This is a genomic window from Streptomyces coeruleoprunus (assembly GCF_039542925.1).
Taxonomy (GTDB): Bacteria; Actinomycetota; Actinomycetes; order Streptomycetales; family Streptomycetaceae; genus Streptomyces; species Streptomyces coeruleoprunus.
Genome location: NZ_BAABIT010000001.1, coordinates 2023983 through 2049408, shown reverse-complemented (window position 1 = coordinate 2049408; position 25426 = coordinate 2023983). Strand labels below are relative to the sequence as shown.

18 protein-coding genes are annotated in these 25426 nt (G+C 73.8%); 10 read left to right on the top strand and 8 right to left on the bottom strand.

The genetic code is table 11. From position 1 onward, the window contains the following. Positions 1 to 110: 110 nt before the first annotated feature. Complete coding sequence (locus tag ABEB09_RS08720) at positions 111 to 293, top strand: hypothetical protein (protein WP_345688766.1); 183 nt, start codon at positions 111 to 113, stop codon at positions 291 to 293. Positions 294 to 327: 34 nt separating this feature from the next. Beyond that, positions 328 to 3378 (top strand): helix-turn-helix transcriptional regulator, encoded by a 3051-nt coding sequence (locus ABEB09_RS08715; protein ID WP_345688764.1) that lies wholly within the window; start codon positions 328 to 330, stop codon positions 3376 to 3378. An 18-nt stretch (positions 3379 to 3396) separates the two neighbouring features. Here the strand turns inward: ABEB09_RS08715 and ABEB09_RS08710 are convergent, their stop codons facing one another. Both ABEB09_RS08710 and ABEB09_RS08705 read right to left on the bottom strand, forming a co-directional pair. Further along, a complete protein-coding gene (locus tag ABEB09_RS08710; RefSeq protein ID WP_345688762.1) occupies positions 3397 to 4548 on the bottom strand; it encodes a PQQ-dependent sugar dehydrogenase in 1152 nt (383 codons plus the stop codon). Between the two features lie 353 nt (positions 4549 to 4901). Next, positions 4902 to 5909 (bottom strand): aldo/keto reductase, encoded by a 1008-nt coding sequence (locus tag ABEB09_RS08705; protein WP_345688760.1) that lies wholly within the window; start codon positions 5907 to 5909, stop codon positions 4902 to 4904. Positions 5910 to 5984: 75 nt separating this feature from the next. Between ABEB09_RS08705 and ABEB09_RS08700 the strand changes: the two genes are divergently transcribed. From ABEB09_RS08700 to serA, 6 genes are all read left to right on the top strand, one after another. Beyond that, complete coding sequence (locus ABEB09_RS08700) at positions 5985 to 6932, top strand: 2-hydroxyacid dehydrogenase (protein ID WP_345688758.1); 948 nt, start codon at positions 5985 to 5987, stop codon at positions 6930 to 6932. 416 nt (positions 6933 to 7348) lie between these two features. Further along, entirely contained in the window at positions 7349 to 10207 is a 2859-nt protein-coding gene (locus tag ABEB09_RS08695) for a putative bifunctional diguanylate cyclase/phosphodiesterase (RefSeq protein ID WP_345688755.1), read from the top strand. A 295-nt stretch (positions 10208 to 10502) separates the two neighbouring features. After that, the gene (locus ABEB09_RS08690; protein WP_345688753.1) at positions 10503 to 12362 is read left to right on the top strand and encodes an acetolactate synthase large subunit; all 1860 of its coding nucleotides are present in this window, start codon (positions 10503 to 10505) and stop codon (positions 12360 to 12362) included. 35 nt (positions 12363 to 12397) lie between these two features. Continuing rightward, positions 12398 to 12922 carry an acetolactate synthase small subunit gene (ilvN, locus tag ABEB09_RS08685; RefSeq protein WP_093653483.1) on the top strand — a complete coding sequence of 175 codons (525 nt, stop codon included), beginning with the start codon at positions 12398 to 12400 and terminating at the stop codon, positions 12920 to 12922. A gap of 106 nt (positions 12923 to 13028) precedes the next feature. Next, on the top strand, positions 13029 to 14030 hold the full coding sequence (ilvC, locus tag ABEB09_RS08680; RefSeq protein WP_345688748.1) for a ketol-acid reductoisomerase: 1002 nt from the start codon (positions 13029 to 13031) through the stop codon (positions 14028 to 14030). A 331-nt stretch (positions 14031 to 14361) separates the two neighbouring features. Further along, positions 14362 to 15951 carry a phosphoglycerate dehydrogenase gene (serA, locus tag ABEB09_RS08675; RefSeq protein WP_345688746.1) on the top strand — a complete coding sequence of 530 codons (1590 nt, stop codon included), beginning with the start codon at positions 14362 to 14364 and terminating at the stop codon, positions 15949 to 15951. A gap of 364 nt (positions 15952 to 16315) precedes the next feature. Here the strand turns inward: serA and ABEB09_RS08670 are convergent, their stop codons facing one another. The 5 genes from ABEB09_RS08670 to ABEB09_RS08650 form a co-directional block, all read right to left on the bottom strand. Continuing rightward, complete coding sequence (locus ABEB09_RS08670; RefSeq protein WP_345688744.1) at positions 16316 to 17515, bottom strand: MDR family MFS transporter; 1200 nt, start codon at positions 17513 to 17515, stop codon at positions 16316 to 16318. Beyond that, on the bottom strand, positions 17512 to 18192 hold the full coding sequence (locus ABEB09_RS08665; RefSeq protein WP_345688742.1) for an ATP-binding cassette domain-containing protein: 681 nt from the start codon (positions 18190 to 18192) through the stop codon (positions 17512 to 17514). Before ABEB09_RS08665 ends, ABEB09_RS08670 begins: the two co-directional genes overlap by 4 nt. Further along, on the bottom strand, positions 18189 to 19190 hold the full coding sequence (locus tag ABEB09_RS08660) for an ABC transporter ATP-binding protein (protein ID WP_345688740.1): 1002 nt from the start codon (positions 19188 to 19190) through the stop codon (positions 18189 to 18191). The genes ABEB09_RS08665 and ABEB09_RS08660 overlap by 4 nt, the downstream gene beginning before the upstream one ends. Then, positions 19180 to 20958 (bottom strand): ABC transporter permease subunit, encoded by a 1779-nt coding sequence (locus tag ABEB09_RS08655; protein WP_345693880.1) that lies wholly within the window; start codon positions 20956 to 20958, stop codon positions 19180 to 19182. The genes ABEB09_RS08660 and ABEB09_RS08655 overlap by 11 nt, the downstream gene beginning before the upstream one ends. Before the next feature lie 79 nt (positions 20959 to 21037). Beyond that, positions 21038 to 22516 (bottom strand): ABC transporter substrate-binding protein, encoded by a 1479-nt coding sequence (locus ABEB09_RS08650; RefSeq protein ID WP_345688738.1) that lies wholly within the window; start codon positions 22514 to 22516, stop codon positions 21038 to 21040. 152 nt (positions 22517 to 22668) lie between these two features. Between ABEB09_RS08650 and ABEB09_RS08645 the strand changes: the two genes are divergently transcribed. Then, a complete protein-coding gene (locus tag ABEB09_RS08645) occupies positions 22669 to 22989 on the top strand; it encodes a hypothetical protein (RefSeq protein WP_345688736.1) in 321 nt (106 codons plus the stop codon). A gap of 15 nt (positions 22990 to 23004) precedes the next feature. Here the strand turns inward: ABEB09_RS08645 and ABEB09_RS08640 are convergent, their stop codons facing one another. Then, positions 23005 to 24297: a PucR family transcriptional regulator gene (locus ABEB09_RS08640; protein WP_345688734.1), complete on the bottom strand. Its 1293-nt coding sequence runs from the start codon at positions 24295 to 24297 to the stop codon at positions 23005 to 23007. Positions 24298 to 24469: 172 nt separating this feature from the next. Between ABEB09_RS08640 and ABEB09_RS08635 the strand changes: the two genes are divergently transcribed. Continuing rightward, positions 24470 to 25396 (top strand): proline dehydrogenase family protein, encoded by a 927-nt coding sequence (locus ABEB09_RS08635; protein ID WP_345688732.1) that lies wholly within the window; start codon positions 24470 to 24472, stop codon positions 25394 to 25396. The last annotated feature ends 30 nt before the right edge of the window (positions 25397 to 25426 follow it).

The following is a 25426-nucleotide window of genomic DNA, read 5'->3' as shown; positions in this document are numbered from 1 at the left end:
CCCCCCGTACCCGAACATGCGGCACTCTCCCCATGTGTCCGCACCCCCTGGGGGACGAGAGTCGATGCGTCGAGAAAGCCACGACACACCGACCCTCCAGGGAGCACCCGATGTTCGCGTACGAGACCCACTCCACCCGCCACGCCGACCTGATCCGCGAGGCCGCCGCCGAGCGCCTGGCCCGGGCCGCCCGCACCACCCGCAAGGCCCGCCGCGCCGCCCGCCGGTCCGGCGGCGACGCACCGGAAGGGCGGGTGAGCACCGACCGCGACGGATTCGCGCGCGCCGCCTGAACGCCCGGAACCGGCAAGCGGATCCGGCACCGTGATGTCCGACACCTGTGCGATGCTCGGCGGCGTGGAGATCAAGTCCCTCAGCCCGGTGTTCGTCGGCAGGGCCGACGAGCTGACCGCACTCACCGACGCGCTCTCCCGCGCCACCGCGGGAGAGCCGCAGGCGTTGCTCGTCGCCGGTGAGGCGGGCGTCGGCAAGACCCGCCTCCTGGAGGAGTTCCTCCGCGAGGCGCGGGCGCGCGGCACCACCGTCGCCGTCGGCGGCTGCGTCGAGATCGGCGCCGACGGACTGCCCTTCGCCCCGTTCTCCGCCGCCCTGCGCGCCCTGCGCCGCGCCCTGCCCGACGCCTTCGCCACCGCCGCCGAGGGCCACGAGGGCGAGCTGGCCCGGCTCCTGCCCGAGCTGGGCGACACCGCGGGCAGCGAGCCGAACGGCGAGGACAGCACCGCCCGCCTCTTCGAACTCGCCGTACGCCTCCTGGAGCGCGTCGCCGCCGACCACACCGTCGTCCTCGCCCTGGAGGACCTGCACTGGGCGGACACCTCCACCCGCCACCTGCTCGCCTACCTGCTGCGCACCCTGAGCCGGGGCCGCCTCGCCGTCGTCGCCACCTACCGCTCCGACGACATCCACCGCCGCCACCCGCTGCGCCCCCTGCTCGCCGAGCTGGAACGGCTGCGCACCGTCCGCCGCATCGACCTGCCCCGCTTCACCCGCACCGAGGTCCACCGCCAGCTCACCGGCATCCTCGCCGCCGAGCCCGAGCCCGCCCTCGTCGACCAGATCTTCCTCCGCTCCGACGGCAACGCCTTCTTCGTCGAGGAACTGGTCGTCAGCCACGAGAACGGCTGCACGGCCGGCGGCCTCACCGACTCGCTGCGCGACCTGCTCCTCGTCCGCGTCGAGCAGCTGCCCGAGGACGCCGAGAAGGTCGTCAGGGTCGTCGCCGAGGGCGGCTCCACCGTCGAGTACGACCTGCTGGCCGCCGTCGTCCGGCTCGGCGAGGACGACCTCATCGAGGCGCTGCGGGCCGCCGTCGGCGCCAACATCCTCCTCGCCGCCCCCGACGGCGACGGCTACCGGTTCCGCCACTCCCTCGTCCGCGAGGCCGTCAGCGACGACCTGCTGCCCGGCGAGCGCTCCCGCCTCAACCGCCGCTACGCGGAGGCCCTGGAGGCCGACCCCGCCCTCGTACGGGCCGAGGAACGCACCACGCGCCTCGCCAGCTACTGGTACCACGCGCACGACGCCGCCAAGGCCCTGCCCGTCGTCCTGCGGGCCGCCGCCGAGGCCCGCAGGCGCCACGCCTACGCCGAGCAACTGGGGCTGCTGGAGCGGGCCATGGAGCTGTGGGACGACGTCCCCGACGACGTACGGGCCGGCCTGCGCCCCATCGACCACGCGGAGGGCTATCCGGCCTGCGGCTGCGATCCGGAGACCGCCCCGCTGCACTACCTCGACCTGCTGGCCGAGACGGCGGTCGCGGCCCGCCTCTGCGGCGAACGGGAACGGGCCTTGAAGATCGTCAAGCGCGCGCTGCGCCTGCTGGAGTCCGACGGGGACGATCCCCAGCGCGCCGCCTGGTTCTGGACCGACTACTCCCGGCTGATCTCCAACCTCGGCCGCGGCGACGGCTGGGCCGAGATCGCCAAGGCGCAGGAGCTGGTGCGCGGACTCCCGCCGTCCGCCGTCCACGCCAAGGTCCTCGCCGTCGCGGCCGGCTGGGGCATGATCCACGCGCCGGGCCCGGAGAGCCTCGCCGCCGCCGAGCGGGCCGTCGAGTACGCCCGGCTGGTCGAGGACGAGCCCATCGAACTGCACGCCCGTCTCACCCTGGGCACGCTCCTCATCGACGCCGGCGACGTCGCGACGGGCGTGGCCACGATGTACGAGGTCCGGGACCGGACCGTCGAACTGGGCCTGGTCAGCGAGGCGTCCCGCTCCTACACGAACCTGGCCTCCGGCCTGGAGAGCGTGGGACGGTCCGGCGAGGCCGTCGAGGTGGCGACGGAGGGCGTCGCGTACGCCCAGCGGCACGGCCTGCGCGACAGCGAGGGCTGGGTCCTCGGCAACCTGGTCGAGTCCCAGCTGTCCCTCGGCCTGTGGGACGACGCCGACCGCGAGGCGCACCGGCTGCGCCGGATCGCGTACAGCTCCTCGAAGCCCAGGGGCTCCGCCTGCCTGAAGCTGGGCGACCTCGCCCTGCTGCGGGGCGAACTCGACACGGCGGCCCAGTACGTGGCACGCGCGCGTGGCGTCTACGAGGCGCACGACCCGGTGCCGCAGTACGTCGTGCCGCTCGGCCGCCTGGAGATGACCCTCGCCGCCGCGCAGGGCCGCCTCGCCGACGCCCGCTCCCTGCTCGCCGACGCCGTCGAGGACGGCTTCGCGCCCGGCATCCACCGCTACGCCTGGCCGCTGCTGCTGGCCGCCGCCACGGCCGAGGCGGACGCCCGGGGCCTGCCCGCGGCCGAGGACGGTCGCGCCGGGACGCTGGCCCTCGTCCGCACCACCGCGCGCAGGCTCGCGGCCCCGGTCCCGCTGTGGGAGGCGTACGCGCTGTTCGTCGCGGCCGAGCTGGCCCGTGCCGAGGGCCGGGACGAACCCGGCCGGTGGGCCGAGCTGGCCGCCGCCCTCGCGGCGCTGGAGCGCCCCTACGAACTGGCCCGCGCCCGCCACCGCTGGGCCGACGCCCTGCTCGTCGCGGGCGGCGGCCGGGACCAGGTGGCGAACCTGCTGCGCGAGGCCCACGAGGTCGCCGTCCGCCTGGGCGCCCGCCCGCTGCGCGAGGACACCGAACTGCTCGCCGCCCGGGCCCGGCTGTCCCTGACCGCCGCCTCGCCGGACCGGTGCCCGGCGCCCGACGAGGACGACGCCTTCGGCCTGACACCCCGCGAGCAGGACGTCCTGCGGCTGGTCGCGGAGGGCCGTACCAACCGGCAGATAGCCGAGGAGCTGTTCATCTCGCCGAAGACCGCGAGCGTGCACGTCTCCAACATCCTGGCCAAGCTCGGCGTCTCCGGCCGGGGCGAGGCGGCCGCGCTCGCCCACCGCCTCCACCTCGTGCCCGCGGGCCCCCGCTGAGGCGGGCCGCGCCGACGGCTACCGGACCTCCAGCAGGAGGATCCGGTCGTCACCCGCCTCCGGCGTGCCGCGCGTGTCGGTCTCGCTGGTGACCAGCCACAGCCGGTCGCCACCCGCCGCGAGCACGGTCCGCAGCCGCCCGTACTCGTCCTCCAGGAACGCCTGCGGCGCGGCCGCCGTCCGCTCCCCGGCCAGCGGCACGCGCCACAGCCGCTTGCCCTGCAGCGCCGCCATCCACACGACGCCCCGCACGATCGCGATCCCGCTGGGCGACGCCTCGGACGTACGCCACTGGGCCACCGGCTCGACGAAGTCGCCCCGGCCGCCGCCCCTGCCCTCGACCTCCGGCCAGCCGTAGTTGCCGCCCGGCCGGATCACGTTCAGCTCGTCCCAGGTGTTCTGTCCGAACTCGGCGGCCCACAGCCGCTTCTCGGCGTCCCAGGCCAGCCCCTGCACATTGCGGTGCCCGTACGAGTACACGACCGAGTCGGCCTCGGGGTTGCCGTGCACGGGCTCCCCGTCCGGCGTCATCCGCAGGATCTTGCCGCCCAGCGACTCCTTGTCCTGCGCCAGCCCCGTGTCGCCCGTCTCGCCGGTGCCCGCGTACAGCATCCCGTCGGGCCCGAACGCGATCCGGCCGCCGTTGTGGACGAGGCCCTTGGGGATGCCCCGCAGCACCGTGTCGGGCGCGCCCAGCTGCTGCCCCGCGGGCCGGCTCTCGTCGTACAGCATGCGGGCGATGCGGTTGTCGGACGCGGTGGTGAAGTACGCGTACACGAGGTGGTCCTCGGCGAACTCGGGCGACAGGGCGATCCCCAGCAGCCCGCCCTCGCCGCCCGGCGCGACGCCCGGCACCGACCCCAGGACGGTCGCCTTGCCGGTCCCCGCGTCGACGCGGCTGATCGTGCCCTCGTCCCGCGACGACACCAGCAGGTCCCCGTCCGGCAGCGCGGCCAGTCCCCAGGGCGACTTCAGCCCCTGGGCCACCGTGGACACCACCCGCACCGATCCCTTGGCGGGCGCCCCGGAGGGCGACGCGCTCGCCGACGGCGCCGCCGGCGCGGACGTGGACGCGCCGGGCCTGCGCGGCCCGTCCCCGGGCGGCTTCTCCTCTCCCGACGAGCACCCGGTCGCCACCAACAGCACGGCGGCGGCCAACACGGCCGTCACAGCAGGACGTTGCACGGTTTCGGATCCCTTCCCCCAACGGCGGCGTGAGCTGCAAGCCACCCTAGGCCCCGCCACCGCCCGCCGGGGTCAGTCCGATGACCCCTGGGCGGGCGGAAGCGCCGCGATCTGCGGTTCAGTTCATGACCCGGGCGGTGGGGAAGCGCCGCGATCTGCGGTTCAGTCCATGACCCCTGGGCGGGCGGAGGCACCGCGATCTGCGGTTCAGTCCATGACCCGGGTGGGCGGAAGCGCCGCGATCTGCGGTTGGGTCCATGACCCCTGGGCGGGCGGAGGCACCGCGATCTCCGGTTCAGTCCATGACCCGGGCGGGGGGAAGCGCCGCGATCTCCGGTTCAGTCCCACGACCCCCGGGCCGGCGGAAGCGCCGTGATCTCCGCCAGGTCCCGGTCCGTGAGGGCGAGCCGGGCCGCGCCCGCGTTCTCCACCGCCCAGGCCGCGCGCTTCGTGCCCGGCACCGGCACCACGTGCCGCCCCCGCGACAGCACCCAGGCCAGCGCCACCTGCGCCGGGGTCACCCCGGCGGCCGCGCCGCCGTGACGGTCGGCCACGCGCCGCAGCCCCGCCACGACCGGCTGGTTCGCGGCCATCATCTCGGCCGTGAACCGCGGGTGCCGGGCCCGCAGGTCCTCCGGCTCGAACCCGCCGCCCGGCGTGAGCGTCCCGGTCAGGAAGCCGTTGCCGAGAGGCATCGCCGCCAGGAACCCCACGCCCCGCGAGGCGCACCACGGCAGCAGCCGGCCCAGCGCCTCGGGCGACCACACGGACAGCTCCGCCTGGACCGCGCTCACCGGGAAGACCTGCTGGACCCGCTCCAGCTGGCGAATCGTTCCGTCGTACAAGTCCGACGATCCCCGGCGCGACCCGCGCACGCCCATCGCGCACAGCCCCAGCGCCCGCACCTTGCCCGCGGTGACCAGCTCCGCCATCGCGCCCCAGGTCTCCTCCACGGGCACCTCCGGATCGGCCCGGTGCAGCTGGTACAGGTCGATCACCTCCGTCTGGAGCCGCCGGAGCGACGCGTCGCACGCCCGGCGCACGTACGACGGCCGGCCGTTCGCCACGATGTGGCCCTCCCCGACGAGCAGCCCGCACTTGGTGGACACGAACGCCTCGGCCCGGCGCTCCTTCAGCACCCGCCCGAGCAGCAGCTCGTTGGTGAACGGCCCGTACATGTCCGCGGTGTCCAGCAGGGTCACCCCGGCGTCGAGCGCGGCGTGCACGGCGCGCAGTGAGCGGTCCCCGCGCTGTTGGGAAGCGCTGTAGGCCCAGCTCATCGGCATACAGCCGAGGCCGACCGCCCCCACTTCCAGCCCGGTCGCCCCGAGTGTCCTGCGCTCCAAGTCCCCGTACCTCCCTGTGCAGCTCAGCAAAAACTAACCAATGGCGGCCGGGCTCCTTCGCTTAGCCTCCTGGGCATGACTGCTGATGTGTGGCTCCCCGTTCCGGCCGACGAGATCGACGGCCTGCCCGACCCGGCCGCCGGACTCGTCTACCGCTTCTGGGACGGCGGTCCCGACTTCCCGGCCGACCCCGCCGACTGTGCCTTCTACGTGGTCCCGTACATGAAGGGCACCGAGATAGCGGTCCGGCCGCTCGCCGCGATGACCTCGCTGCGGGTCGTGCAGACCCTGTCGGCGGGCATCGACCACGTCACGCCCGGTCTCGGGGACGTGCGGCCCGGGGTGGCGCTGTGCAACGCCCGAGGCGTCCACGAGGCCAGCACGGCGGAACTCACGCTCGCGCTGATCCTCGCGTCCCTGCGGGGCATCCCCGGCTTCGTCCACGGGCAGGACCGGGAGGAGTGGCGAGCCGGCTTCTACCCGTCGCTCGCCGACAAGTCCGTGCTGATCGTCGGTTACGGGTCGATCGGCGCGGCCATCGAGGACCGGCTCACTCCCTTCGAGTGCGCGCGGGTCCTGCGCGTCGCGCGCTCCGCACGCGCCACCGAGCGCGGGCCCGTGCACGCGCTCACCGATCTGCCCGCGCTCCTCCCACAGGCCGACGTGGTGGTCCTGTCCACTCCGCTCACCCCCGACACCCACCACCTCGCCGGCGCCGGGTTCCTGTCCCGGATGAAGGACGGCGCGCTGCTCGTGAACGTCGCCCGCGGGCCCGTCGTGGACACCAAGGCCCTGCTCGCCGAGGTGGAGAGCGGCCGCATCACCGCCGCCCTCGACGTCACCGACCCGGAGCCGCTGCCGGCCGGGCACCCCCTGTGGCACGCCCCCGGCGTCCTGATCAGCCCCCATGTCGGCGGCTCCACCTCGGCGTTCCTGCCCCGCGCCAAGCGCCTGATCGCCGACCAGCTGAACCGCTTCACCGCCGGCGAGGAGCTGCGGAACGTCATCCTCACCACCGGCTAGTCACCCACCCGGGGCGGGCCCGCTCCGCGGGCACGTTCCCCGGGCGGGCGCCGCCGGACCGTACCGGCGGCACCCAGCCGGTGGACCGATACGCTCCGGAGCGATATGCGTGCAGTGCGTGTCTATTACCATCTTGATCGTTATGCAGCGTATAAGACCCCTGTCCCTGAGTGACGATCCTGGTGTATCGTCGCGAATCGGGGGACGCGTCGAGCACGGGAACGGCGCGGGGGAGCGACGTGATTGCCGATCAGAATCCAAGGGGGGCGACGGGCGATGCACGGTCGATGCACGAACCATCCGAAGCGGCGGGGAAGCGGCAGGCCGCTACCCCCGGTCATGCCCCGGCGGCGGAACCCGCAGCGGTCCACCTGCCCGCGCGCACTGGCCGGGGCCTTCCGGGCGGGGGCCTTCCGATGAGCGCCCCCGGGATGATCATCGAGCGCCGGCCCGTCCCGGGCGGCGGACCCGAAGGCCCGGGCCGCGGAGCCGGATCCACCCGCGGCCAGCTCCTCCTCGCCCTCTTCTGCGGCGGGTACGCCACGGGTGCGGTCTTCGGCTGGGGATCCCAGCAACTCGCCCTGATCATGGGCGACTTCGGGCTCGCCGCCGCCGCCCTCGCGGCCGCCGTCTCCTGCTTCCTCTACGCCCGCGCCCACGGCAGCCGCTTCCGGCCCGCCTGGCTGCTGTTCGCGTTCTCCTCCGCCATGGCGGCCGCGGGCAACGCGGTCTGGGGCTGGTACGAGGTGGTGCGCGAGCGCCCGGTGCCCAGCCCCTCGCTCGCCGACCTGTTCTTCCTGCTCTTCGCGCCGCCCGCCATCGTCGGGCTGCTCGTCCTCGCCAAGCGGCCCGTCACCCGGGCCGGCTGGGTCTGCCTCGCCCTGGACTCCTGGCTGATCGCCGGATCCCTGCTCACGCTCTCCTGGAGCCTCGCCCTCGCGCACACCACGCACTTCGAGGGCGAGAGCGTCGCCCACGCCGCCCTGTCGCTGGCCTACCCGCTGCTCGACATCGTTCTCGTCAGCATGGTCCTCGCCCTGCACTTCCGGCGCTCCAAGGGCAACCGCTCCGCGGTCCACACCGCCATCGCGGCCCTCGCCCTGACCGTCCTGTGCGACGCCCTGTTCACCTCGCCGCTGCTGCGCGAGGACTACCGCTCGGGCCAGCTCCTCGACGCGGGCTGGTTCGCCGGCTCCCTGCTCCTGGCGTACGCGCCGTGGGGCGCACGGCGCACCGCCGAGACCGCGGTCCCGCACCGCGGCCCCCGCCCGCCGCGCCACCTCCGTCACTCCAGCCGGCCCATCGCCGGATCGCTCGCCGCCCTCACCCCGTACCTGGCGGCCGCGGTCTGCACGCTCGGCATCCTGTACAACGTCATCGAGGGCCGCCACGTGGACCGGGTCGTCGTCTTCACCGGCTGCACCGTCGTGCTGGCCCTCGTCGTGCGGCAGGGCATCATGCTGCTCGACAACATCGCGCTCACCCACGAACTGGCCCAGAAGGAGAACCACTTCCGGTCCCTCGTGCAGAGCTCCAGCGACGTCATCATGATCGCCGCACCCAGCGGCGTCCTGCGCTACGTCAGCCCGGCCGCCTCAGGCGTGTACGGACGGGACGCCGACGAGCTGATCGGCACCGAGCTCGCCGCGCTCATCCACCCCGACGACCTCGGCGCGGTCGTCCACGAGGTACGGCGCTTCCTCGCCGCGAACCCCGCCGAGGAGCCGACCACCCGGATCGAATGCCGCTTCAGGTCCGGCACCGGCGACTGGCTCAACGTCGAATCCACGGTCAACCGCCACCAGGGCGGCCTGATCTTCAACAGCCGGGACGTCACCGAACGCGTCCGCCTCCAGGCCCAGCTCCAGCACAACGCCGAGCACGACCCGCTCACCGACCTGCCCAACCGGGCGCTGTTCACCCAGCGCGTCCGCCAGGCCCTCAGCGGCCGCAGGGCCGGTGACTCCGGCACGGCCGTGCTGTTCATCGACCTCGACGGCTTCAAGGGCGTCAACGACCGGCTGGGCCACCAGGCGGGCGACGAACTGCTCGTCCAGGCCGCGCGCCGCCTCCAGGACTCCGTACGGGCCGGCGACACCGCCGCCCGGCTCGGCGGCGACGAGTTCGCCGCGCTCATCGCGGGCGACGCCGGCCGCGAACCGGGGGCCCGCGAGTTCCAGGTCCACGAGATCGCCGACCGGTTGCGCCTCACCCTGTCCCAGCCGTACCAGGTGGAGGGCAACGAGGTGCGGGTCGCCGCCTCCATCGGCGTCGCCTTCGCCGAGCCCGGCATCAGCGCCGGGGACCTCCTGCGCAACGCCGACCTCGCCATGTACCGGGCCAAGGCCGGCGGCAAGAACCGCGTCGAGCTGTACGCCCCGCAGATGCAGGCCGACGTCGTCCGCCGCACCGAACTGGCCACCCGGCTGCGCAGCGCGCTCCACGACGGCGAGTTCGCGCTGCTCCACCAGCCCGTCGTGGACCTCGCCACCGGCCGGATCACCGCCGTGGCCGCCCACCCCCGGTGGCGCTCCGGCCAGGGCATCCTGTTCACGCCGGCCGAATTCCTGCGGGTCGCCGACGGCGAACGCGCCGCCGAACTGGGCCGCTGGATGATCGAGGAAGCCGTCGAACAGGCCGCCGAGCGCCACCGCCTCGGCCACCGCGTCCCCGTGTCCGTACGGGTCCCCGCCCGCCGGCTCCTCGACCGCTCCACGCCCCTGTCCACCGTCGAGGCCCTGCTGACCCGGCACGGGCTGCCCGCCGGCGCGCTGATCGTCGAGCTGGCCGACAGTGACCCGCGGATCCCCTTCGACGAGCTGGAACAGCGCCTGGTCGCCCTGCGCCGGCTCGGGGTGCGCATCGCCCTCGACGGCTTCGGCAGCGGATATGCCGCCATCACCGCCCTGCGCCGGCTCCCCGTGGACATACTGAAGCTGGACCGGGGTCTCGTCGAAGGCGTCGTCGAGTCCGCCCGCCTGCACAAGATCACCAGCGGGCTGCTGAGGATCGCCGGCGACCTCGGCCTCCAGTCCGTCGCCGACGGCGTCGACGTACCGGAGCAGGTCCTCGCCCTGCGCGCCATGGGCTGCACGCACGCCCAGGGCATGGCCTTCTCCGGCCCGCTCGACGAGTACCGGCTGCGCCGCGCCCTGGTCGGGGAGGAGTACCCGGTGCCCGTCGGAGTGCCCCTGCCGGTGCTCACCGGCACGCCCACGACCGGCACTCTTCCGCCAATGCGCTCACATAATGAGACGCGCGTCCCACCCACTTGACACTGACAGTGCGCCGGGTGGAGGGTCAGTGCCATGCGCACCCGAATTCTCGTACTTGGAAAGCGCGTCGGCTGAGCAGGACCGTCATGGTGGCCCTGCAGACCCACACCGGCGCGCTCCCCTCGCTTGCCTCACGGCACGAGGGGTTTTTTGTTGCACCGGCACCGGGTCGCCCCCGCCGGAACCACCCGACCAACCCGACGAACCCGGTCGAACCGACCGGCCCGACCGAACCGCTCAGCCCGACCCGCCGATTCCGTCAGACCTCGCGAAAACCCTCAGCTTCGAGAAGAGAATGCAGATGACCGAGCAGGCCACCGGGGCCCACCACCCGCAGCCGCGGCCCCGTTCCGGCGGACAGCCCTCCGCCTCCGTTGAACACGTCACGGGCGCCCAGTCCCTCATCCGTTCTCTCGAGGAAGTCGGCGCCGAGACGGTATTCGGCATCCCCGGCGGTGCGATCCTCCCCGCCTACGACCCGATGATGGACTCCTCCCGGGTCCGCCACATCCTCGTCCGCCACGAGCAGGGCGCGGGCCACGCCGCCACCGGCTACGCCCAGGCCACCGGCAAGGTCGGCGTCTGCATGGCCACCTCCGGCCCCGGCGCCACCAACCTGGTCACCCCGATCGCCGACGCCCACATGGACTCCGTCCCGCTCGTCGCGATCACCGGCCAGGTCTCCTCCAAGGCGATCGGCACCGACGCCTTCCAGGAGGCGGACATCTGCGGCATCACCATGCCGATCACCAAGCACAACTTCCTGGTGACCAACGCCGACGACATCCCGCGGACCATCGCCGAGGCCTTCCACATCGCCTCCACCGGCCGCCCCGGACCCGTCCTCGTCGACATCTCCAAGGACGCCCTCCAGGCCCGGACGACCTTCAGCTGGCCGCCGCAGACCGACCTGCCCGGCTACCGCCCGGTCACCAAGCCGCACGCCAAGCAGATCCGCGAGGCCGCCAAGCTGATCACGGCCGCCAAGCGCCCCGTCCTGTACGTCGGCGGCGGCGTCCTGAAGGCCGGCGCCACCGCCGAGCTGAAGGTCCTGGCCGAGCTGACCGGCGCGCCGGTCACCACCACGCTGATGGCCCTGGGCGCCTTCCCCGACACCCACCCGCAGCACGTCGGCATGCCCGGCATGCACGGCTCCGTCACCGCCGTCACCGCGCTGCAGAAGGCCGACCTGATCGTCGCGCTCGGCGCCCGCTTCGACGACCGCGTCACCGGCAAGCTGGAGAGCTTCGCCCCGTACGCCAAGGTCGTCCACGCGGACATCGACCCGGCCGAGATCGGCAAGAACCGCGCCGCCGACGTCCCGATCGTCGGTGACGCCCGCGAGGTCATCGCCGACCTGGTCCAGGCCGTCCAGGCCGAGCACAACGAGGGCAACACCGGCGACTACACCGCCTGGTGGAAGGACCTCAATCGCTGGCGCGAGACCTACCCCCTGGGCTACGACCAGCCCGAGGACGGCTCCCTCGCCCCCCAGCAGGTCATCCAGCGCATCGGTCAACTGGCCCCCGAGGGCACGATCTTCGCCGCCGGCGTCGGCCAGCACCAGATGTGGGCCGCCCACTTCATCGACTACGACCAGCCCGCCACCTGGCTCAACTCCGGCGGCGCCGGAACCATGGGCTACGCCGTCCCGGCCGCCATGGGCGCCAAGGCCGGTGTGCCCGAGCGCACCGTCTGGGCGATCGACGGCGACGGCTGCTTCCAGATGACCAACCAGGAACTGGTCACCTGCGCGCTGAACAACATCCCGATCAAGGTCGCCATCATCAACAACGGCGCCCTCGGGATGGTCCGCCAGTGGCAGACCCTCTTCTACAACCAGCGCTACTCCAACACCGTCCTGCACTCCGGCCCCGAGGCGGACGGCAGGCAGCCCAGCGCGGGCACCCGGATCCCGGACTTCGTGAAGCTGTCCGAGGCGATGGGCTGTGTCGCCATGCGCTGCGAGCGCCCCGAGGACCTGGACAAGGTCATCGCCGAGGCCAACGCCATCAACGACCGCCCCGTCGTCATCGACTTCATCGTCCACGAGGACGCCCAGGTGTGGCCCATGGTCGCCGCCGGCACCTCCAACGATGAGGTCATGGCCGCCCGCGGGGTCCGCCCCGACTTCGGCGACAGCGAAGACGACTGAGGCCGCAGAGAGCCGTAGGAAGAGGTACGCCACACATGTCCAAGCACACGCTCTCCGTCCTGGTGGAGAACACGCCCGGCATCCTCGCCCGGATCGCCGCCCTGTTCTCCCGGCGCGGCTTCAACATCGACTCCCTCGCCGTCGGTGTCACCGAGCACCCCGACATCTCCCGCATCACCATCGTGGTCAATGTCGAGGACCTGCCGCTGGAGCAGGTGACGAAGCAGCTCAACAAGCTGGTCAACGTCCTGAAGATCGTCGAACTCGAGCCCAGCGCCGCGATCCAGCGCGAGCTCGTCCTGGTGAAGGTCCGCGCCGACAACGAGACCCGCTCCCAGATCGTCGAGATCGTCCAGCTGTTCCGCGCCAAGACCGTGGACGTCTCGCCCGAGGCGGTCACCATCGAGGCCACCGGATCGAGTGACAAGCTCGAGGCGATGCTCAAGATGCTGGAACAGTTCGGCATCAAGGAACTCGTCCAGTCCGGCACGATCGCCATAGGGCGCGGAGCCCGGTCCATCACGGACCGGTCGCTGCGGGCCCTGGAGCGGTCCGCCTGACCCGCGGGTCCGACGACCCCTTCTCGCACAGCGAGACCCCTCAACTTCTCACCAGCCTCCCCACGTACGGTGGGACGCACCACCAGAAAACCCAAGGAGAAACCCAGTGGCCGAGCTGTTCTACGACGACGACGCCGACCTGTCCATCATCCAGGGCCGCAAGGTCGCGGTGATCGGTTACGGCAGCCAGGGCCACGCCCACGCGCTGTCGCTCCGCGACTCCGGCGTCGACGTCCGCGTCGGTCTGCACGAGGGCTCCAAGTCCAAGGCGAAGGCCGAGGAGCAGGGCCTGCGTGTGGTCACCCCGGCCGAGGCCGCCGCCGAGGCCGACGTGATCATGGTCCTGATCCCGGACCCGATCCAGGCCCAGGTCTACGAGGAGTCCATCAAGGACAACCTGAAGGACGGCGACGCGCTGTTCTTCGCCCACGGCTTCAACGTCCGCTTCGGCTTCATCAAGCCCCCGGCCGGCGTCGACGTCGCCCTCGTCGCCCCGAAGGGCCCGGGCCACCTGGTCCGCCGCCAGTACGAGGAGGGTCGCGGCGTCCCGGCGATCGCGGCGGTCGAGCAGGACGCCACGGGCAACGCGTTCCAGCTCGCGCTGTCCTACGCGAAGGCCATCGGGGGCACCCGCGCCGGCGTCATCAAGACGACCTTCACCGAGGAGACCGAGACCGACCTGTTCGGTGAGCAGGCCGTGCTCTGCGGCGGTACGTCCGCGCTCGTCAAGGCGGGCTTCGAGACCCTGGTCGAGGCCGGCTACCAGCCGGAGATCGCCTACTTCGAGTGCCTCCACGAGCTGAAGCTGATCGTCGACCTGATGTACGAGGGCGGCCTGGAGAAGATGCGCTGGTCGGTCTCCGAGACCGCCGAGTGGGGCGACTACGTCACCGGCCCGCGGATCATCACCGACGCCACCAAGGCCGAGATGAAGAAGGTCCTCACCGAGATCCAGGACGGCACCTTCGCCAAGAACTGGATGGACGAGTACCACGGCGGCCTGAAGAAGTACAACGAGTACAAGACGCAGGACTCCGAGCACCTGCTGGAGACCACCGGCAAGGAGCTGCGCAAGCTCATGAGCTGGGTGGACAACGACGAGGCCTGAGCCTCGCGGCCGACGGGGCCGGGCATCGCGCCCGGCCCCGTCCGGCCATCCCCGCCATGCCCCGGACAGGCTTGTCCACGGCGTCCAGCCTCATGCGGGTGATCCTGCCAACCAGGCGCAGAAAACGGCCCCCGCCGCTACTACACTGAGGCTCACTCCCGGGCCGGAAAACCGGCGGTTCGGGCGTTCCCCGGGGCAGCCCCGGAACACACAGCACTGCACCCCCATACGCGTCAGGCCCACAGCGTCGTGCGTCTTCCACGCGGCAAGCCCCCTCCACCGCCTGCGGCCGTCGGGACGGCCGTCCGCACTGGACTTGTGAGGACCTCACGTGAGCCCGAAACCTGTCGTACTCATCGCTGAAGAGCTGTCGCCCGCCACCGTCGACGCACTGGGCCCGGACTTCGAGATCCGGCACTGCAACGGCGCCGACCGCGCCGAGCTGCTGCCCGCGATCGCCGGCGTCGACGCGATCCTCGTCCGCTCCGCGACCAAGGTCGACGCCGAGGCCATCGCCGCCGCGAACAAGCTCAAGGTCGTCGCCCGCGCCGGCGTCGGCCTGGACAACGTGGACGTGCCCGCCGCCACCAAGGCCGGCGTGATGGTCGTCAACGCGCCCACGTCCAACATCGTCACCGCCGCCGAGCTGGCGTGCGGTCTGCTGATCGCCACCGCCCGCAACATCCCGCAGGCCAACACCGCCCTGAAGAACGGCGAGTGGAAGCGCAGCAAGTACACGGGCGTCGAGCTGAGCGAGAAGACCCTTGGCGTCGTCGGCCTCGGCCGCATCGGCGTGCTGGTCGCCCAGCGCATGTCCGCGTTCGGCATGAAGATCGTCGCGTACGACCCCTACGTGCAGCCCGCGCGCGCCGCCCAGATGGGCGTCAAGCTGCTGACGCTGGACGAGCTGCTGGAGGTCTCCGACTTCATCACCGTCCACCTGCCGAAGACCCCCGAGACGCTGGGCCTGATCGGCTACGAGGCGCTGCACAAGGTCAAGCCGACCGTCCGCATCGTCAACGCCGCCCGCGGCGGCATCGTCGACGAGGAGGCGCTGTACGCGGCGCTCAAGGAGGGCCGGGTCGCCGGCGCGGGCCTCGACGTGTACGCCAAGGAGCCCTGCACCGACTCGCCGCTGTTCGAGCTGGACCAGGTCGTCTGCACCCCGCACCTCGGTGCCTCCACCGACGAGGCCCAGGAGAAGGCCGGTATCGCCGTCGCCCGCTCCGTGCGGCTCGCCCTCGCCGGTGAGCTGGTCCCGGACGCGGTCAACGTCCAGGGCGGCGTCATCGCCGAGGACGTCAAGCCGGGCCTGCCGCTCGCCGAGCGCCTCGGCCGGATCTTCACCGCGCTGGCCGGTGAGGTCGCCGTCCGTCTCGACGTCGAGGTGTACGGCGAGATCACCCAGCACGACGTGAAGGTGCTGGAGCTGTCCGCGCTGAAGGGCGTCTTCGAGGACGTCGTCGACGAGACCGTCTCGTACGTGAACGCCCCGCTGTTCGCGCAGGAGCGCGGCGTCGAGGTGCGGCTCACCACCAGCAGCGAGTCCCCCGACCACCGCAACGTGATCACCGTGCGCGGCACGCTGTCGGGCGGCGAGGAGGTGGCCGTCTCCGGCACGCTGGTCGGCCCCAAGCACATCCAGAAGATCGTCGCCGTCGGCGACTACGACGTGGACCTGGCCCTCGCCGAGCACATGATCGTGCTGCGCTACGAGGACCGCCCGGGTGTCGTCGGCACCGTCGGCCGCATCCTCGGCGAGGCCGGGCTCAACATCGCGGGCATGCAGGTGGCGCGTGCGGAGGAGGGTGGCGAGGCGCTCGCCGTCCTGACCGTGGACGACACGGTGCCGCAGCAGGTCCTGGCCGAGGTGGCCGCCGAGGTCGGCGCGACCTCCGCGCGCTCGGTGAACCTGTCCTGACGGACGCGCCCCAGGAAGCGCCCCCGCCGCATGCGCGGCCGGGGGCGCTCCCTTTTGAGGCTGGTGCCGCCGTTCCGTCGTTGTGGGCTCGCGCCGCCGGTGCCGCCGTTTCGTCGTTGTGGGCGGTCGTTCCGCTGGGGAGGAACGGGTGGGCACAACGAGGAACGGCCGCCCGGCCTGAGGGCCCACCCCTGGCGCGCGTCACGACGGTGGGTGGGTCCGGGTGCGGCCCGGGGGTCACGTGCTCAGATTGGCTCGCTCGGGGACTTGAGAGCGAAGCGTCCCAGCACCGCCAATCCTGCGCGCGCGACCCCCGGTCCACCCCCGTCCCGTCGTCGGGCGGCTCACCGCCGGTGTGGCCGGATTAATCTCGGTTGCTGTCGGCCAGTGCGGCCGGGACAGGCCTTGGGCGAGGCCGGCTGACGGGCACCGCCGCCAGCCCCGCCAAGGGCAGCGCGGCCATGACGGGCCAGTACCAGGCCGACGACAGCAGCGCGCCCGCCGGCGCGCCGCCCGCCAGGACCGCGAGGCCCGACAGGGACGACAGCGCGCCGGTGTACAGGCCGAGCCGCCGCGCGTCGACCAGATCCGGGAGCCACGCCCGTACGGCGGGCAGGATCAGCATCTGGCCCACCGACAGCAGCACGACGAAGGCCACCGACGGCCACAGGCCGCCCAGGGGCCGCAGTACACCCGCAGCGCCGAACGCCGCCGCCACCAGCAGCAGCCCGAGCCGGATCGCCGTACGCCACGGCAGCCGGGCGCCCGCCCAGCGCTCCAGCGGCAGCTGGCCGGCCACCACCAGGGCCGACGACAGGGCGAACAGCCAGCCCAGCGCCGCCTGCGAGCCGAGGGAACGGTCCAGTTCGGCGGGCAGCGCCAGATACAGCTGGTTGTACGCCAGGAGGTACGTGGCGTAGGCGAACGTGAGCGCCAGGAAGCGGCGGTGGCGCAGGACCTGCGGCAGTCCCGAGCCGGACGGCCGGACCTCCGGGGCGGGCCGGTGGCCCGGCATCAGACGCGCGTGGCCCACCAGGACCAGGGCGAACACGGCCGCGCCGGCCAGGCACGCCGCCCGGAACTGCGCGTGCAGCAGCAGCGCCCCCAGCACGGGCCCGGTCAGGGCGCCCGCCTGGCCCGCGGCCGAGAACCGGGCCAGGACGCGGGTGCGGGGCGTGCCGGTCGCCTCCTCGTGTCGTACGGCCTCGCGGGCGATCTCCGACTCGACGGCCGGAGAGAACAGCGCCGCCGCGAACCCCACCAGCACGACCGCGCCCACCACCGCCCACACGGCCTCGGCGTAGGCCAGCCAGCAGAAGCCGGCGACGCGCAGCGCGCAGCCGGCGAGGACCGCCGGGCGCGGCCCGAAACGGTCGGTGAGGGCGCCGCCCACCACGAACAGGCCCTGCTGGCTGAAGGTGCGCAGGCCGAGGACGAGGCCCACCAGCCAGCCGGCGAGGCCGAGGGTGCCGCCGAGATGGTCGGCCAGGTAGGGGAGTACGGCGAAGAAGCCGACGTTGAAGGCGAATTGGCTCCCTGTCAGAAGGTGGGCCAGCGGACTCATGTGATCCTTTCCAGGCGGCCGGCCCGCATCTCGGCCGTGCGGTCCGCGAAGTGCCGTACCACGGCCATGTCATGGCAGATGAAGAGATGGGCGAGGCCCAGCGTCTCCTGGAGTTCCGCCAGCAGGTTGAGGACGCCCGCCCGGACCGACGGGTCCAGTGCGGAGACGGGCTCGTCGAGCACGAGGAGGCGCGGCTCGCTCGCCAGGGCGCGGGCGATCCCGGCCCGCTGGCACTGGCCGCCCGACAGTTCGTGCGGCAGCCGGTCGCCGAGCGCCGGGTCGAGGCCGACGGCCACCAGCAGCTCCGCCACCCGCCGGGGGCCGGCCACCGGATCCCAGCGGCGCTGTACCCGCAGGGGCTCGGCGAGGGCGTCCCGGATGCGCTGCCGGGGGCTGAGCGAGCCGTACGGATCCTGGAACACGGGCTGCATCGCGGGCCGCAGCGGGCGCAGGGCGCGTTCGCCCAGGCGGGTCAGCTCGCGGCCCTGGAACCACACCTCCCCGCTGTCCGGACGGCGCAGGCCCAGGACGGCGGCGGCGGTGGACGACTTGCCGCAGCCGGACGGGCCGACGAGGGCGAGGGTCTCCCCGGCGTCGAGGTCGAAGGAGACGTGGTCGACGGCGACCGTGTCCCCGTACGTCACGACGAGGTCGCGCACCCGGAGGAGGGGGCTCATGGGGTCTCCAGGAACAACTCGGGCCCGAGCAGGGGGTGTTCGGGGTGGTGGCAGGAGACGTCCCGGTCCGCCGCGGGTACCGGGTCCGGCCGCCGCGTACGGCAGGGCTCGTCGGCGAGCGGGCAGCGCGGCGCGAACGCGCAGCCGGCCGGGTGGTCCCCGGGCGCGGGCGGGGTGCCGCCGATCGCGGGCAGCCGGCGGCCACGGCCGGGCACGGGCCCGGCGGGCGGAAGGGACGCCAGGAGGCCCGCCGTATAGGGGGAGCGGGGCTGGGCGAGCACGGGCTTCACCGGGCCGGACTCCATGTGGCGGCCGGCGTACAGGACGAGCACGCGGTCGGCGTGGTCGGCGACGGCCTCCAGGTCGTGGGTGACGAGGACGAGCGTCGCGCCGGTCGTCTCGCGCTGTTCGCCGAGCACGCGGAGGACCTGGGCGCGCAGCTCGGGGTCGAGCGCGGTGGTGGGTTCGTCGGCGACGACCAGATCGGGTTCGTTGACCATGGCCATCGCGATGACGGCACGCTGCCGCATGCCGCCGGACAGCTCGTGCGGGTGGGCGCGGGCGCGGGCCGCCGGGACACCGACCCGGTCCAGGGCCTCGGCGGCGCGGGCGCGCGCGTCGCGGCGTGACAGGCCGCGCACGGAGCGGACGGCGGCGGCGAGCTGGTCGCCGACGGGGTGCACGGGCGACAGCGCGGACAGGGAGTCCTGGGGGACGAAGGCGATGCGCCGCCCCCACAGCGCGCCGAGCACGCCCCGCTGCGCGCCGACGAGTTCGCCCGCGTCACGCAGGCGGACGCTGCCGGTGACCCGTGCCTCGCGCGGCGTCAGGCCCAGCAGGGCGCGGGCGGTGAGGGACTTGCCCGCGCCGGACTCCCCGACGAGGGCGAGGACCTGCCCGTCGTGGACGTCGAAGGACAGCCCGCGCACGGCGTCGGCGCCGCCGCCGAAGGAGACGGACAAGTCGCGTACGGAGAGCAGGGGCGTGTCAGTCGGCACGGTCGGCGGCCTTCCGTGAGCGGCCGTGGCGGAGGCGGCCGTACGAGGGGGAGGGGCGGCGGTGGGGGCGGGACGAGGCGTACGCGGCCAGGGACACCGACAGGGCCGCCAGCACCGCGAGCGCCAGCGCGGGCGCGAGCGCCGCCCAGGGGGCGCGCTCCACGTAGGCGCGCGACTCGTCCAGGAGCAGGCCCCACTCCGGGGCGGGCGGCTGGGCGCCGAGCCCGAGGAAGCCCAGCGACGCCAGGGCGAGGGCGACCCCGGGCAGGCGCAGCACGGCGTGCCGCGCGACCGGCCCGGCCACCGAGGGCAGGACGTGCCGGGTCAGGATCCAGCCGGGCCCGGCACCGATCGCCCGCTGGGCCAGCAGGAAGCCGGAGGCCCGTACCTCCTGCACCAGTGCGGCCGCGTGGGCGGCGAGCGGCGGCCAGGAGATCAGCGCCACGGCGAGCGCGGCACCTCCCGGGCCCGGTCCCGCGGCGGCGGCCACCAGGATGCCGACGATCACCGGCGGCAGGGCGTTCGCGATGTCGGACGTCCCGGCGGTGACCCGGGGCGCGAAGCCCAGCACCATGGCCAGGACGAAGCTGAGCGCGCACACCGCGGCGGCCGTGCCGACCGTGGCAGCCGCGCCGTGCCCGAGCCGGGCCAGCACGTCACGGCCCAGGCCGTCGGTGCCGAGGGGGTGGGCCGCCGAGGGCGGGACCAGCCGGGCGGCCGTGTCCAGCGCGTACGGGTCCCGGAGCAGCCCCCAGACGGTCAGCGTCAGCAGCGCGCCGCCCAGGACCGCCGGCACGGCCGGGCTCACCCGCACCGGGCGCGGGGCGGGCAGCGTGAGGCCCGCGTCGCGCAGCCCGGGGCCGAGGAGCCGGCGCCGTACCAGCGCGGCCAGCGCGCCCACGGCCAGCCCGAGCGCCAGCAGCGCGAGCACACAGCCCTGGAGGAGCGGCAGGTCCTGCGACTTGGCCGCGCCCAGCGCCGTACGGCCGATGCCGGGCACCGCGAAGACGGCCTCCACGGCGACCGCGCCGCCCGTCAGGCCGACGACGACCATGCCGAACTGCGGGACGAGCGGGGGCAGGGCGCGCCGGAGCGCGGCGGCCGCGACCCGGGTGCGGGTCACGCCCGCGCCGCGCCACAGCTCCACCCACCGCTCGTCGAGGACGCCGGGCAGCGCGTCGGCGACGAGCCGGCCGAGCAGCGCGCCCGCCGGGACGCCCAGCGCGGCGGCGGGCAGCACCAGGTGGGCGGGCCCCTGCCAGCCGGCCGTCGGCAGCCAGCCGAGCCACACGCCGCACACGATCAACAGCAGCGTGGCGAGCAGGAATTCGGGCAGGGCGGCCGGCACGGCGGCGACGGCTCCCGAGGTGCCGCGGCCGCGTACCAGTACGGGTGCGACGAGCGCGGCGGCGACCGGCAGGGCCACGCCGAGGGCGGCGGCCATCAGCCCGAGGGACACCTGGAGGCCCGCGCCGACGGACGGCAGGACGTCGGTGCCCGACACCCACGAGGTGCCGAGGTCGCCGCGGAGCAGGCCCGACGCCCAGTCGGCGAGGAGGGCGACGGGCCCGGCGTCCAGCCCGAGGTCGGCGCGGATCGCGGCGAGCGCCTCGGCCGTCGCCTCCTGCTCGGCGGACCGGGCGCGCAGCACGGTCAGCGCCGGGTCCCGGCCCGACAGCCAGGGCAGCAGCCCGACCGCGGCCAGGACGGCGGCGAGCGCGACGGCCCGCGTGAGGAGGGGGGTGAGCGCGGCGGCGCGCGTCGGCAAGCGGGTCGTGAGAGGCGTGAGCGTGGCGGGGCGGGCCGTGCCCGCGCCGGACAGAGGGGCCTTCACCGTGCGAGGGCCCTTACTCGACGTGGGTGTCGACGGTGACGAGCAGCCGCTCGCGCGGGTCGTGCGCGGCGCCCACGACGCCCGCCGCGTCGCCCTGGATGACCCGCTCGTGCAGCATCGGCACGGCGGCGTCGGTGGCGAGGACGGCGGCCTCCGCCGCGATGACCGCCTTGCGGCGGGCCTCGCCGGTGCCGGTGGCCGCGGCCTTCTCCAGCGCCTTGTCGACGGCCGGGTCGGCGAGCTGCGCGATGTTGAAGGAGCCGCGCGACGCGAAGTCGCTGTAGAGGTACGCGGCGGGGTCGCCCGAGTCGAGGACGGTCGCCCGGGACAGGATGAACGCGTCGAACGCGCCGGCCAGGGCGTCGGATTCGATGGTGGCGTACTCGCGGACCTCCAGCTTCACGGTGAAGCCGGCCTTCTGCAGCTGCTGCTGGAGGGTCTGGGCGACCTCGGGCAGCTCCGCGCGGTCGGTGAAGGTGCCGATGGTGATCGTGGCGCCGCCGGGCCGGCCCGCCGGTGCGGGGGTGCGGGCGGTGCGCAGCCCGTCGGCCCAGGCGAGGGCGGGACCGAGCAGCCCCTTGGCGACATCGGCGCGGCCCTCGTAGACGCCCTTGACGATCGAGGCGGCGTCGATGGCCTGCCGGGCGGCGGCCCGCATGCTCGGGTCCTTGAAGACGCCCCTCTCAGTGTTCAGGTACAGGGTGTTGGTGCGCGGCATGGGGACCTCGGTGATGAGGTCCTGGTCGAGGAGCGCGGCCTGCGAGACGGGGACGGCCTCCACGATGTCGGCCTCGCCGGTGCGCAGGGCGGCGGCGCGGGCGGTGCCGTCCGGCACGAACGTCACGTCGATGCCGGGGGCCTTGGCCTTGCGGCCCCAGTAACCGTCGTAGCGGTCGAGGGAGGCGGAGGAGGTGCCGTTGACCTTGGTGAGCCGGAACGGGCCGGTGCCGGTGCCGACCGGGTCGACCGTCTTCCCGCGGTAGGCCTCGGCGGACAGGATCGACAGCTGCGGGGAGCTGAGCCGCTGCGGGACGAGCGGGTCCTCGGCCGCGGTGGTGACGGTGACGGTCTTCCCCGATGCCCGGACGGTCAGCTCGACGCCGTCGAGGATGCGCGGCTTGGGCGAGGCGGTGGCGGCGCGGGTCAGCGAGCGCTCCACGTCACGGGCGGTCAGCGGGGTGCCGTCGTGGAAGGTGACGCCGTCGCGGACGGTGAAGACCCAGGTCCGGCCCTCCTGCCGCCAGGCGGTGGCGAGCGCGGGGACGGCGTCGCCGTTGGCGTCGAGGGTGACGAGGGTTTCGGCGGTGGACCAGCGCGAGAGCTTGAAGGCGTCGTCGGAGAGCGGGGAGAGGCCGGAGCGCGGCGGGTTCATCATCGCGACGCGTATGCGCTTGCCGGTGTCGCTCCCGGTGCCGCCGTCCGCGGCGGCGAAGCAGCCGGTGAGCAGCAGGGACGCGGAGGCGAGCGCGGCAGCGGGCAGGAGACGGCGCACGGGAGCACCCTTCCGGGCGGGGGACGGTGACGGTGGTCGGGACCGTAGCAAATGATTATTGTTTTCAACAACTTCATGTGAAACGCTTCAGGCCGTCCCCCGCGGCCCTGCCGGACGCGCCCGTTCCGGGCGGGGCCCGCCATGATCGGGCCATGAGGAGACGGGCGTGGACAGCTGTGGCGGTGAACCTGACGCTGGGGATACCCGGCATCGTGCCGGTGTGGCTGCTCTGGTACTTCGTTGCGAACTGGCCGCTCGCGGCGATGGGTTGGACTCAGCGCGAGCCCACGGAGAACGACGGCGTGCTGCCGTGGCTGCTCGTCGGAGGACCTGTGGTGGGGCTGTTCGGCCTGGTGTGGTGGCTGGTCAACCGTCCCCTGCGGCGCAGGACGGCACTCGACCCCCGCGTCTACTGGCCGGCGAGCGCGCTGGTGACCCTCGTGCCCACGCTCGCGCTGATCGCCGTCCCGTAGGGCACGGGCCGGCCGTCAGAGAAGCCGCGCCTTGAGCGCCATGTGGAGCAGCAGGCGGTCCTCGCCGTCGTTGAGGTCGAGGCCGGTCAGCTGTTCCACGCGGGACAGCCGGTAGTAGAGGGTCTGCCGGTGGATGCCCAGGGCCCCGGCCGTGCGGCCCGCCTGGCCCGCGCAGTCGAGGAACACCTCGGCGGTGCGGGCCAGTTCGGCGTGGGCCGGGGTGAGCAGGGGGCGGACCGCCGGGTCGGTCGCCGTGCCGGGCGGCAGGGCGCCGAGCAGCCGGTACGGGCCGATCGACGACCAGGGCGCCACCGGGCCGAGTCGCGGCCGGGCCGCCGCCGCGCGCGCCGCCGCCGTCGCCTCGCCCCAGGCCGCGCCCAGGTCCGCCAGGCCCTGCCGCGGGTCGGCCACCCCCGCGACGGCACCCGGCACGGCCGCGTCCAGCAGCCGCCCGGCCGCCGTCAACGCGGGCGCGAGCGCCCCGGCGGCCCGCAGCCGCACCAGCACGGCGAGCGCGTGCCCGCCACCGCCCTCCGCGCCGGACCCGGGCCCGTCCGCGCCGGGCCCTCGCCCCTCCGCGCCGGACCCGCGCGCGCGACCGCCCCGCGAGCCCGCCTCCGCGGCGCGGCCCCCGCCCGACGCCCCACCCGCGTCCGCCCCCGTCACCCGCCCCGAGCCGATCCCCCACGGCACCGTGCACAGGGCCGCCGCCCCCGGGGCCGTACGGGTCGACGGGCCGGCGTCGCCCGGCCAGGGCGCCACGCACACCAGTGCGTGCGGGCCGTCCGCCGCCGGGCCGAGTGCCGTGCGCAGGGCGGTGAGCGCCATGTCGTACTGCCAGCCGCGCTCCGCCGTCAGCACCGCCCGCAGTTCGCGCGAGAGGTCGGCGCCCGCCCGCTCCTCGTCCGCGAGCAGCGCCCCGATCCTGGACGCCACCTCCATCGCCGCGTCCAGCCGCTCCGGCGCCGGCCCGGGGGAGGCGTCGAGGAGCCAGACGTAGCCGAGGACGACCCCCCGATGGCGTACGGGGAGGCAGAGGCGGTCGCGGTAGACGCCCGCGTCGGGCGCCGCCGGGATGCGGACGGGCCCCTTGGCGCGGGTGATGCCGAAGCCCTCGAACCAGGCGCGCACCGCAGGCGTCGACCTGCGGGTCAGGATCGAACGGGTGCGCACGGGGTCCATCGCGGTGTCGTCGTCGCTGTCGTGCGCCCCGAAGGCGATCAGCCCGAAGTCCCGGTCCTCCAGCGTCGCCGGGGCGCCGAGCAGCGCCGAGATCTCGTCGACCAGGTCCTGGTAATCGCCCTTCACCCGGACATTCTCCCACCGCTTCAGACAGATGTCTGAAGTCCGCGGCACGGATGCGTGACAGCTGTCCGTGGCCCAGGATCGGAGCGATCCTTAGGTTTCACGGTGGTTCTCCGTGCCGTTCCCGTTCCGTCGGGTGACGGCCTCCTGCTACCCCTGTTCGTGGAGGTGCCCCGTGCTGGGTCCCGTGATCCTCGCCGCGTCGCGCAGCGACAAGATGCGCCGCATTGTGTCGGCGGCCCCGGTGACCAAGCCGGTCGTCGACCGGTTCATCCCCGGCGAGACCGTCGACCAGGTCATCCCGATCGTCACGGACCTCACCGACAAGGGCCTGGAAGTCACCCTCGACGTCGTCGGCGAGGACATCACCACCGTCGAGCAGTCCTACGCCGCGCGCGACGCCTACCTGGAGCTGATCGGCCGGCTGAAGGCGCTCGGCCTGGGCACCAGGGCCGAGATGTCCGTCAAGCTCTCCATGTTCGGCCAGGCGCTGGACGAGGGCCACGAGCTCGCCCTCGCCAACGTCCGCCCGGTCGTCGAGGCCGCCGCCGAGATCGGCACGACGGTCACGCTGGACGCGGAGGACCACACCACCCTCGACTCGATGTTCGCCATCCACGAGGAGCTGCGGAAGGACTTCCCGCAGACCGGCTGCGTGATCCAGTCCTACCTGTTCCGCACCGAGGACGACGCCCGCCGGCTCGCCGCCAACGGCAGCCGCGTCCGGCTCGTGAAGGGCGCCTACAAGGAGCCGGCGTCCGTCGCGTACCAGGACAAGGCCGAGATCGACAAGGCGTACGTCCGCATCCTCAAGATCCTCATGGCGGGCGAGGGCTACCCGATGATCGGGTCGCACGACCCGCGCCTGATCGCCATCACCCAGGACCTCGCCCGCCGCGCCGGGCGCAAACTGGATGAGTACGAGTTCCAGATGCTGTACGGCATCCGCAGCGACGAGCACCTGCGGCTCGCGGCCGAGGGCCACCGCATGCGCGTCTACACGGCGTACGGCACGGACTGGTACGGCTACTTCATGCGGCGCCTGGCGGAGAAGCCGGCGAACCTGCTCTTCTTCGTCCGCTCGATGATCACCAAGGGCTGAGCCCTCCACCCCTCTCATAAGGAGTTACGG

Excerpts from the sequence above, each read along its gene's own strand:
- ABEB09_RS08690 (WP_345688753.1), top strand. The coding sequence starts at position 10,503 with ATGCAGATGACCGAGCAGGCCACCGGGGCCCACCACCCGCAGCCGCGG.
- ABEB09_RS08715 (WP_345688764.1), top strand. The coding sequence starts at position 328 with ATGTCCGACACCTGTGCGATGCTCGGCGGCGTGGAGATCAAGTCCCTC.
- ilvN (WP_093653483.1), top strand. The coding sequence starts at position 12,398 with ATGTCCAAGCACACGCTCTCCGTCCTGGTGGAGAACACGCCCGGCATC.
- ABEB09_RS08700 (WP_345688758.1), top strand. The coding sequence starts at position 5,985 with ATGACTGCTGATGTGTGGCTCCCCGTTCCGGCCGACGAGATCGACGGC.
- ABEB09_RS08720 (WP_345688766.1), top strand. The coding sequence starts at position 111 with ATGTTCGCGTACGAGACCCACTCCACCCGCCACGCCGACCTGATCCGC.
- ABEB09_RS08665 (WP_345688742.1), bottom strand. The coding sequence starts at position 18,192 with ATGAGCCCCCTCCTCCGGGTGCGCGACCTCGTCGTGACGTACGGGGAC.
- ABEB09_RS08645 (WP_345688736.1), top strand. The coding sequence starts at position 22,669 with ATGAGGAGACGGGCGTGGACAGCTGTGGCGGTGAACCTGACGCTGGGG.
- ABEB09_RS08695 (WP_345688755.1), top strand. The coding sequence starts at position 7,349 with ATGAGCGCCCCCGGGATGATCATCGAGCGCCGGCCCGTCCCGGGCGGC.
- ABEB09_RS08670 (WP_345688744.1), bottom strand. The coding sequence starts at position 17,515 with ATGAGTCCGCTGGCCCACCTTCTGACAGGGAGCCAATTCGCCTTCAAC.